General features: G+C 35.5%; 1 protein-coding gene and 1 pseudogene. Both read right to left on the minus strand.

Going from position 1 to position 2,245, the window contains the following annotated elements; translation table 11 throughout:
- Nucleotides 1-980: 980 nt before the first annotated feature.
- Nucleotides 981-1,271: a hypothetical protein gene (locus DW059_RS15375; protein ID WP_117699367.1), complete on the minus strand. Its 291-nt coding sequence runs from the start codon at nt 1,269-1,271 to the stop codon at nt 981-983.
- 14 nt (nt 1,272-1,285) lie between these two features.
- A pseudogene (locus tag DW059_RS15380) lies at nt 1,286-2,245 on the minus strand (T7SS effector LXG polymorphic toxin); the annotation flags it as partial.

Genomic DNA, 2,245 nt, shown 5'->3' on the forward strand with positions numbered 1-2,245 from the left:
TATTCTAATCTAAAAAAACCTCTGTTTTCAAAACTGCATATTGCTTCTGTTTTTTCGATATCTGTACCAAATATTTTACACATATATGAGTCAAACAGCTCAACATATTTATTATAAAAACTACTATCTAACCGCATGCCAAATTCCCCCTTCATCAACAAACTTATAACCATTATATCGTACCAGTGAAAAGCAGTGATTATCCGATTATGGCTACGGTACTTCACTTATGGGAAAGTATCTGGAAGATTTCCTTCTTACTACCAGTATGAATGCAGGAATACTTATTATACTTAAAAGTATTTGGTTTTTATTATCAGTAATAGAAACTACTGTCAGTATTATTTGTAATTGTCTGTGTTTATGAGACCTATGCGTTTTTATTTCTCTAATGCTCATAAATCATCTGAAAGTGAAACTTAATTACGAATTAAATCTTGAAAACACTGGTATTCTTACGGATTTCATTGAGCATCTGACAGTTACGGAAAACAAACTCAATGAAGCCTATAGTTTATGATATGGATACAGATAAATGGATTTTTTTGCTGGAAACCTCGTAACGAAATTGAAGGGCAATTTTTAATACATTTTTCTCAAATCTATCGAATATGAGATTTCCCAGCTTTATCAAAACATCAGTTCTGCGGAAAGCATATTTTTCTTTATCAACGGAAATAATGATACTGTAAGGCTTTCCTACATTGTACGAAAACTTTGTCCGACATTTTGGTCTGGATAAAATGATTAGGATACACAGAACTACAACCCTTTCAATTACCGCAAAAAAGATGAAAATGTCCAATTAAATTACCGCTTTTTTGACCGATTTTTATAATATAAATACCGCTATTCAATGCAAAAACACATCATCTCCACAGCACCAATTGCTATGAAAACAATGCATTTTAAGTCTAAAAATACAATGTTCAGTTTTGATTTCAGATGTCCTTATGTGGAGACATAATTAAAATAATATATTACCATTTTTGACATTCTTTGCTATAAAACAAATCCACATCAGATGCCGCATCGTACAACGCTTTTATAGATGCCAAACTGTCATATTCTGAAATCCCTCTCATTGTACCAATAAGTCCACCTTTAGAAGCAGGTAATGTACCATCCCGTAATTTTTTTATTACGACTTCAATTCTATTTTCATAATTATTTAAGTATTGACTTTTTTCATCATCTACCATTTTCTTGGCTTTATCAATTTCTTGTACTAATAGTTCCAATTTTTTTAATAATTCTTGTCTTTTATCCATAATAGCAATCTCCTTTAATTTGAAAAACTTCTAATCTCTGTTATCCAATCTGTATCAAATTGATTAAATAAATATTGAACTCCACCACCTGGTCTAGGGTCTGCAATCAATAATTGTTCTCTCGCAGTTCCTACAGCATACTTAACCTCCGTTCCAGCAGGAATTCTCGCAACTTTTACAGTATTTCTGTTTCCCCAATCTTTTGATAAAGCCAACTTATCCATATAATCATTCAATGTTGTAATTCCATTTGCTTCATCAACCGTTGTCCAGTAACATAAGGATGCATCTGGTGCGTCAGAACTATACTGCACTAATATTAAATCTTTATCTACTGTTGTCCTTATTTCATAACCATCATTAAAATTGGCTAATTCCCTATCAAATTTATAAGAATAATCTATTGTCGTTGCTGTGTTTCTACCACTCTCCCCTACATTTCCCAACTGCTGCGGTCTTTTTACGTTATTTACTACTTCCAGCTCTGCCTCACTGAGCGTTCCATATGTTGCTATTCCGGTTAGTGAGCCAACTACAAAGCCTGCCAGTGGACTGTTGGTTGCTTCTGTCATGCTCTTTTCCACATAGCTGCTGGCTGCCATCGTCAGTCCCTGCTTTGCATACTCTGTTACTACGGCCCTTCCTATGGATGTTCCTGCACTTACTGCTGCATTTGCTGCCATTCCTCCGGTCAGTATCAGGGAAGCAGCGATTGTCAATACATTTCCTATTAAATAATAGAGGTCCGGATTACTGGCAAATACTGTATCACGGATTGGATTAACCGATACCATTCTTGGGTCTCCTGTTACTCCTGCATAAACATCCTGACCACCTTCTACTGTATTTGAAAAGCCATATGCTGCTGTTCCTGCGCCAATTGCCATTACTCCTACTGTAGCCACTAAAGGAAGTGCCATACCACAGGTTGCTACGACAAGCATTCCTCCCAGAATCATGGTTCCGACTCCGAC

This window comes from Roseburia sp. AF42-8 (assembly GCF_003435965.1).
Classification (GTDB): domain Bacteria; phylum Bacillota; class Clostridia; order Lachnospirales; family Lachnospiraceae; genus Roseburia_C; species Roseburia_C amylophila.

Coding starts and splice junctions, on each gene's coding strand:
- DW059_RS15375 (WP_117699367.1), bottom strand. CDS start 1,271: ATGGATAAAAGACAAGAATTATTAAAAAAATTGGAACTATTAGTACAA.